This is a genomic window from Corallococcus interemptor, from assembly GCF_003668875.1.
Taxonomy (GTDB): domain Bacteria; phylum Myxococcota; class Myxococcia; order Myxococcales; family Myxococcaceae; genus Corallococcus; species Corallococcus interemptor.
Genome location: NZ_RAWM01000226.1, coordinates 1 through 6,506, shown reverse-complemented (window position 1 = coordinate 6,506; position 6,506 = coordinate 1). Strand labels below are relative to the sequence as shown.

7 protein-coding genes are annotated in these 6,506 nt (G+C 71.0%); 2 read left to right on the top strand and 5 right to left on the bottom strand.

Annotation, left to right across the window (positions count from 1 at the left end):
* Positions 1 to 464: 464 nt before the first annotated feature.
* On the top strand, positions 465 to 1,112 hold the full coding sequence (locus D7X96_RS38360; RefSeq protein ID WP_120553041.1) for a hypothetical protein: 648 nt from the start codon (positions 465 to 467) through the stop codon (positions 1,110 to 1,112).
* On the opposite strand, the gene D7X96_RS38355 is transcribed toward D7X96_RS38360, so the two are convergent.
* From D7X96_RS38355 to D7X96_RS38345, 3 genes are read right to left on the bottom strand one after another with little or no spacing between them, the layout of a single operon-like run.
* Positions 1,113 to 2,087, bottom strand: coding sequence for a hydrolase (locus tag D7X96_RS38355; protein WP_121771955.1), 975 nt, complete (start codon positions 2,085 to 2,087; stop codon positions 1,113 to 1,115). It abuts the gene before it with no gap.
* A complete protein-coding gene (locus D7X96_RS38350) occupies positions 2,084 to 2,386 on the bottom strand; it encodes a YkgJ family cysteine cluster protein (RefSeq protein ID WP_120553039.1) in 303 nt (100 codons plus the stop codon). The genes D7X96_RS38355 and D7X96_RS38350 overlap by 4 nt, the downstream gene beginning before the upstream one ends.
* Before the next feature lie 9 nt (positions 2,387 to 2,395).
* The gene (locus tag D7X96_RS38345) at positions 2,396 to 3,535 is read right to left on the bottom strand and encodes a hypothetical protein (protein WP_121771954.1); all 1,140 of its coding nucleotides are present in this window, start codon (positions 3,533 to 3,535) and stop codon (positions 2,396 to 2,398) included.
* A 163-nt stretch (positions 3,536 to 3,698) separates the two neighbouring features.
* On the opposite strand from D7X96_RS38345, the gene D7X96_RS38340 reads away from it, so the two are divergent.
* Positions 3,699 to 4,619: a ferritin-like domain-containing protein gene (locus D7X96_RS38340; protein ID WP_147468511.1), complete on the top strand. Its 921-nt coding sequence runs from the start codon at positions 3,699 to 3,701 to the stop codon at positions 4,617 to 4,619.
* A 1-nt stretch (position 4,620) separates the two neighbouring features.
* On the opposite strand, the gene D7X96_RS38335 is transcribed toward D7X96_RS38340, so the two are convergent.
* Both D7X96_RS38335 and D7X96_RS38330 read right to left on the bottom strand, forming a co-directional pair.
* A complete protein-coding gene (locus tag D7X96_RS38335; RefSeq protein WP_121771956.1) occupies positions 4,621 to 5,577 on the bottom strand; it encodes a GNAT family N-acetyltransferase in 957 nt (318 codons plus the stop codon).
* 43 nt (positions 5,578 to 5,620) lie between these two features.
* Positions 5,621 to 6,292: a hypothetical protein gene (locus D7X96_RS38330; RefSeq protein ID WP_120553036.1), complete on the bottom strand. Its 672-nt coding sequence runs from the start codon at positions 6,290 to 6,292 to the stop codon at positions 5,621 to 5,623.
* Between the last annotated feature and the right edge of the window lie 214 nt (positions 6,293 to 6,506).

Genomic DNA, 6,506 nt, shown 5'->3' with positions numbered 1-6,506 from the left:
CAGTACGGGGCAGCACGCAGGACGGGCGGGACGGAGGAGGGGGACGCAGCACGCAGCACGGCGGATCAGTGCGGTACGCATCACCTCGCAACGCGCGGCACGGGGGGCAGCAGGCTGCGCGGTCGAGCAAGGCAGCAAGCAGGTCGTTGGACGGGGCTGGGCGGCGGGACGGAGCAGTGCGCAGTTTGGGGGAGTCCGGCAAAGGCAGACGCAGTCGCCGGACGGGAGAAGTGAAGGGCCGTGAATCGAAGACGTGACGGTGCAAGAGCTTCGCGATCCAGCCGGGAGCGGCATCGAGGCGACGCGACAGTCAGCACCGTGCGTGTGGCAGTGGCGGGAGTGGAGTGGCGGGTCGGGGGGAGCAACACGCAGCCGGGTCTCGGAGAGTGAGCGCTCCCGGGATCCGGCGTACCTCGCAAATCTCATCGCGCGTGGCCGCGATGTCTGGAACGGGGAGAAGCCTCATGGGAGCGGTGTCCATCGTCACCGCGGCGGTAACGGTCCTGGCGGCCCACGCGGCCATTGCCCAGACCGCACCGCAGGTGCAGCTACCTCAAGTGCAATCACAGCAGGCTGAAGGCCGGCGCCGCATGAATGATCCGGAGCGGCTCGCGCCCTTCGGTCTGATGCTCGACGCGGGCATGCCCGAGGGCGCGGGACTCTCCGGCGTCCTCCGGCCCTCGCAGCACCTGCGATTGCACATTGGTGGCGCGCACAACGGCCTGCGAGGCGCCCTGCGCGCGGGCCTCACGCTGCTCCCGCTGAAGGGCAAGGTCTCTCCCTCGTTCTCATGGGAGTTCGGACACGCGCAGGCCGCGAGCACGAAGACGCTCAACCGGCGGCTGGCGGACAGCACGCAGCTGCCCGCCTCCTCCATGGAGCGCGTGGGCTACACGTACATCAGTACGCACGTGGGTCTGGAGTTCAACGCCACCCGGCGCCTCAGCTTCTTCGTGCGCGGCGGCATGAGCTTCATGGAGATGGACGTCCCCAGCCTCCAGAAGCTGGACGAGCCCTTCCGCGACGGACTGTCTCCCGTGGAGAAGCAGTCGTGGATGATGCGCACCGTGCAGCCGTCCGGGAAACTCGGCTTCATGTTCTTCTTCGGCTGATCAGCGGGCGAGCACCCGCTCGAAGAACGTGAGCGCCTGGGTCTCCGCCCAGAAGTACGGGCGAAACGCCTGGCCCGCGACGAAGCCCACGTGGCCGCCCTGTTCGGTCAGCACCACGCTGAGGAACGGATTGTCCCGGGCGGAAGGCGGAATCACCGGCGCCTCCAGCATCGGATCATCCGCGGAGCTCAACAGCAGCGTGGGGCGGCGGATGTCCGCCAGCCTGGGCCCCGACGAGGCCTCCCGGTAGTAGTGCTCCGCGTCCCGGAAGCCATGCAGCGGCGCGGTGACCACGTCGTCATAGCCCCGGATGGTGCGCGCCGCCTCCATGCGCGTCCCGTCGAACGCACCGGGGAAGCGTTGCAGCTTCGCGCGGGCCTTGCTCTTGAGCGTGCGCAGGAACCGCTCGCGATAGAGCCAGTGGAAGCCGCCGCCGCCATCCAGCTTCCGGCAGCACGCGTCCAGGTCGTACGGCGCGCTGATGGACGCGGCGGCCACCACGGGCGCCTGCTCCCCCGTCTCCTCCAGCAGCCGGCACAGCACGTTGGCGCCCAGGGAGAAGCCCACCGCGAGCATGGGCCCGGTGATGCGCGCTCTCACGTCCGCCATCACCCGCAGCGTGTCCGCCGTGTCGCCGGAGTGGTACGCCCGCGCCAGCCGGTTCGGCTCCCCGCTGCACGAGCGGAAGTTGATCGCCGTGGCGCCCCACCCGCGCTTCGCCGCGCCCCGCAGCACCTCCGTGACGTAGCCCGCCTGCGAGGACCCCTCCAGGCCGTGCAGCACCACCACGTGCGGCGCGCCCGTGGGCCCGTCGAAGGTGTCCAGGTCGACGAAGTCCCCGTCCGGCAGATCCTTCCGCTCCCGGCGAAGGGGCGGCACGCGGGTGGGGCGCACGAGCGACGCGTAGATGGTCTGCGCATGCGCGCCGCGAAGTCCCGGCGCGGGAACGAAGGGCTCGGTGGGCTGGAACGTCACTTGCGCTCCCGGATGGCGCGCGCCATCCGCATGGAGGCGCAGCCGGACTCGCGAACGGCTTGCGCCTCCGCGGTGAGCTGGAACAGCGCCAGGTAGTTCTGCACGCGCTCCTCCAGCGTGGGGGCCTCGATGCGGCGGCACACCTCATCCGCCGCGTAGTCCCGGCACACCTGGGGCCGCCGCTCGTACACGGTGCACAGGTTGTCCGCGCCCAGGTGCGGGCAGCGCAGCCCCAGCGGCTTGTCCAACGCGGCGATGTCCGGCGCCACGCAGCAGGCGCCACAGCAGGTGCACTCCATGGGACTCCCTCAGCGGCGGACGGCCTGCTCCACCTTGCCCAGGTTCGTCACCGTGAGCGTGACGCCCTGGCCCTTCTTCCACGCGACGAACTCCTCCTCGCGCGTGGGCTTCACCTCGTGCTGCTTCACCCCGTCGTCGTCGTAGCGCACGAGCACGGTGTAGTCCTCCTCGCGCCGCACCCGCTCGTTCGTCCCGGCGGTGAGCTCCGGCCAGCGCGGCGGCCCGTCCGAGCCCTTGAGCTCGCGCGTGTCCACCGGCTTCCACACGTACGTGTCATAGGCGCACTGCTGCGCGTAGACGGGCTCGTTGCGGTAGCGCGTCTCCGTGTCGCAGTCCTCGTAGGACTCGCTGCAGTACTTCGTGACGTCGTGGCAGACCTCTTCCGCGAAGCCGTTGCCCTTGTCTCGGCGGGTGCACTTCTCCTCGGTGCCGCAGGCCACCTTGCGCGTCTTCGTCCGGCACACGCGCTGGGTGCCGTCCGCCACGCGGCGGGTGCCGCGCTGCCTGGAGACGCAGTCGCGGATGTTCGTCACGCCCGCGACCTCGCCCGTGCCGTTCACCGGCATGCGCGGCGAGGTGGCGCTCAGCTCGTCCCGCCAGCCCGTGCGCGTCTCCGGCACGAAGCGCTCCTGCACCAGCGCGCGGCGCCAGTTCGTCGCCACCACCTCGCCCTTGAACTCATGCTTCATGTTGCCCCAGATGCCCACGGCGCAGGTGCCCAGGCAGCACGAGGCGAGGACGCCCACGATGATGAGCGCCACCTTCCCGAAGCGGCGCGGCTTGGGCGTGGGCTTCGGAGGCACCTTGGGTCCCAGGTCCGCGAGCGGCGCGGACGTCGCGTCCGAGCCCCGCTCCGCGGAGCACTGCCGGCAGCGCTTGCCGTCGCCCCGGTTGGCCGCGCCGCAGTAGGCGCAGAACCAGTCCTCGCCGGCGCCGGCCATCTCCAGGGCCTGTTCGTCGGTGACGCCCTCGCGGGTGGACTTTCCGGACGCGGCGTCCACGTCGCCGAAGTCGAACTCGGACTCCTTGCCCGTGAGCTCCCGGGGGTTGTTGCAGGAGGGGCAGTTCTTGTGGCGCGCGGGGATGTTCTTCGCGCCACAGGACGTGCAGTTCCAGGAGCCCTCGATGATGCGCCTTCGCTCGGCCATGCGGCGCATCCTAGGGGACCTGCCGCCGCGTGACACATCCGGGTTAAGGTTGGCGCTCTTGTTCCCCCGGGCCGGAGGCGGGGAGCCAGACCGCTCACCAGGAATGGGAGCGTGGGGGGGGAAACCCATGTCACAGCGAAGGGTGTTGGTCCCGAGGCACCGGATGTTGCGCCGCACGCTTTACGGCCTGCTGTTGGCCGCTCCCCTGCTGCCCGGGGGACTGGCCTGCGGCGACAACAACGAAAACGGGTGTGAGCCCTTGTCCCCGCAGACCGCGGGGCTCATCGAACTCGAAGCGGATGGAAGCCTGCCCTGGAATCCCTCCTGCGAGCCCTGTCCCAGGCATCCTGAAGGTGGCGTCATGCTGCGCTGCTCGGCGCAGAGAGTCCCCTTCGGAGGCGCCGTCCTCATCTGCGAGTACGCCACCTGCCTCCATGACGGCCGCCGCCCGGAGGGCCTGCGGGAAGCCTCCGTGCTGGACCCGGGCAGCGAGCTGGGAGCGCTGTTCGCGAAGACGGCCTGGTTGGAGGCGGCGTCGGTGCCCGCGTTCCTTCGGCTCGCGGAAGAGCTCCAGGCGCACGGCGCGCCGGAGGTCCTGGTGAAGGCGGCCCGGCGCTCCGCGGGGGACGAGGTCCGTCACACGCGCGCGATGCAGGCGCTCGCACGGCGTCACGGCGCGACGATGCCGGAGGTGGACCTGCCGCCGTTCGAGCCCCGCTCGCTGGAGGAGATGCTGCGCGAGAACGCGGTGGAGGGCTGCGTGCGGGAGACGTTCGGCGCCTTCGTCGCGGGCTGGCAGGGGCGCACCGCCAGGGACCCGGAGGCGCGGAGCACGCTGCGCGCCATCACCCGGGATGAAGTGCGGCACGCGGAGCTGGCGTGGGCCGTGGATGCCTGGGCGCAGGAGCGCTTGAGCGAGGTCCAGCGGGAGCGCCTGCACCAGGCGCGGCGGGACGCGCTGCGGCTCCTGGGCGAAGAGGTGGAGGGCCATCAGCCGCCGGAGGTGCTGATGAATGAGGCGGGCCTGCCCTCACGCGAGCAGGCCCGGACCCTGTTCCAGGGCCTCTCCGCCCTGACCGCGTAGCTCACACCCAGAGGGCGCGAGGGAAGGGGACCGCTGGCGCGGGAGGCAATCCCGCGCGCAGCGGGCGCAGCATGGGCAGCGACCCGTCCCGCTCCACGCGCACCGCGCCGGGCACTCCACTGACGAGCGCCGCCGTCGCGGGCTCCTCCCACCACACCACGCGCTCGAGCCCCGCCCCATGCGCCACGCGGCGCGCCTCCGTGAGCAGCGCCTCCGCGGCGGAGGCATCCTGCGCATCCAGCAGCAGCACCACCAGCTGGCCGTAGCGCGCGTTCATCACCCACAGCGCGGTGGACCCGCCCACCACCGCGCCGCACGTCCGGGGCCGGGGGCGCGCGAGCAGCTCCGCGTAGATGCGCTCCCGCTCCAGGTGCCAGTCCACCTGCGTGGCGCTGGGCCACAGGAAGAACGGCACGTCCGGCCGGCGCATCCGCTCGAGCGCCGCCGCCACATCCGTCTCCTGGAGCCCGCCATCCACGGGCCTTCCCCCCGGCGCCTCGGACGCGGCCAGCTGCCAGTCCCACGCGGGCACCTCCACGTAGCCGGACCGGCGATACAGCGGCGCTCCCACGTCGGAGAAGAGCACCACCGAGTGCGGACGCGGCGCCACCTTCTCCAGCTCCGCGGCGACGGCGTCCATCATCCGCGTGGCATGTCCCCGGCCGCGCAGGTGCTCCTCCGTGAACACGCTGGCGATGGCGTAGCTGTCCCCTTGCGTGAGCTGTCCGTCCGCGCCACGCAGGAAGCTGTCCGTGTGGAAGGTCTCGCACGACGCCAGCACCCGGCCGTCGTCCGCCAGCCACAGCCACGTGTTCATGCTCTCGCGGCTCCACGGGTGCGCGCGCAGCCGCGCCTCGCGCTCCTGGTACTGCGGCACGCTCAGGGGGGAACCCCAGGCGGCATGGGTGACGGCGTCGCGCTCTGCCTTCTGCGCGTCGGTGGCGAGGACGAGGGGCATGGTGCCGCGCACGCTAGCCACGGCCCCCGCCCGCGCGCGAGCGCTACAACGTCGTCGTGTACGGGAACCGGAAGTGCAGCTGCAGGTACGCCTGCCCCACGTGGAAGATGCCGTCCCCCAGCGAGTCCGGCAGCCCCAGCCCGCCCAGCTCCTGCGGCACGTAGAACGTGGACTCCCAGCCCACGCTGATGAGGAAGCTCTTCGCCAGCTGGAACTCCAGGTCCGCGCCCAGGCTGGCCCCGGGCCGCAGGAAGTGCGTGTCCGGCAGCGTGTCGGAAAAGATGTACGCGTACGTCAACACCAGCCCCACGCCCAGCTTGAAGCGCACCGGACTGGACGACAGCGGCAGCCCCACGCCCAGCGGCTTGAACGTCACGCCGTACATCCCCGTGTCCCGGTACTTGGGCGAGATGATGAACGAGTCCGGGATGAAGATGGACGGCGAGATGCGGATCTCATCCATCTGCTTCGCCTGCTTGCGGTAGCGCGCCGGAATCGCGCGCTGGTTCTTGCGCAGCCACTCCTTGTCCAGCACCGCGTCCACCGACAGCTTCAGCCCCGTGTGCAGGAGCTGGTCGTCCGCGATGGGGCCGGAGAACACGAACACCGCCGGCCCCACGCCCACATCCACCGGGACGGTGACCTTCTGCGCCGCCGGGACGACGGCGGGCCACAGCGACAGCGCGAACAACAGCGGGAGCAGGGTGGGCCTCAAGGGCGGGTCCTTATGTACCGGGCCCCGGAAGGGACCGCATTTCAAGCCTAGAAGGGGAAGACGCTCCCTGTCCCACGGCGCTAAGAAGTCCGCGCCGGAAAGGGAGCCGGCCCTTTCACGCTCCCTTGCAGGTCCGCTGCCGCACCTGCCTCACCCAAGGAACTCCGATGGTCCCCGTCGCACTGCTGCTCGCTTCGTCGCTGCAAGCCCAGAC

Coding starts and splice junctions, on each gene's coding strand:
- D7X96_RS38345 (WP_121771954.1), bottom strand. CDS start 3,535: ATGGCCGAGCGAAGGCGCATCATCGAGGGCTCCTGGAACTGCACGTCC.
- D7X96_RS38335 (WP_121771956.1), bottom strand. CDS start 5,577: ATGCCCCTCGTCCTCGCCACCGACGCGCAGAAGGCAGAGCGCGACGCC.
- D7X96_RS38360 (WP_120553041.1), top strand. CDS start 465: ATGGGAGCGGTGTCCATCGTCACCGCGGCGGTAACGGTCCTGGCGGCC.
- D7X96_RS38350 (WP_120553039.1), bottom strand. CDS start 2,386: ATGGAGTGCACCTGCTGTGGCGCCTGCTGCGTGGCGCCGGACATCGCC.
- D7X96_RS38340 (WP_147468511.1), top strand. CDS start 3,699: ATGTTGCGCCGCACGCTTTACGGCCTGCTGTTGGCCGCTCCCCTGCTG.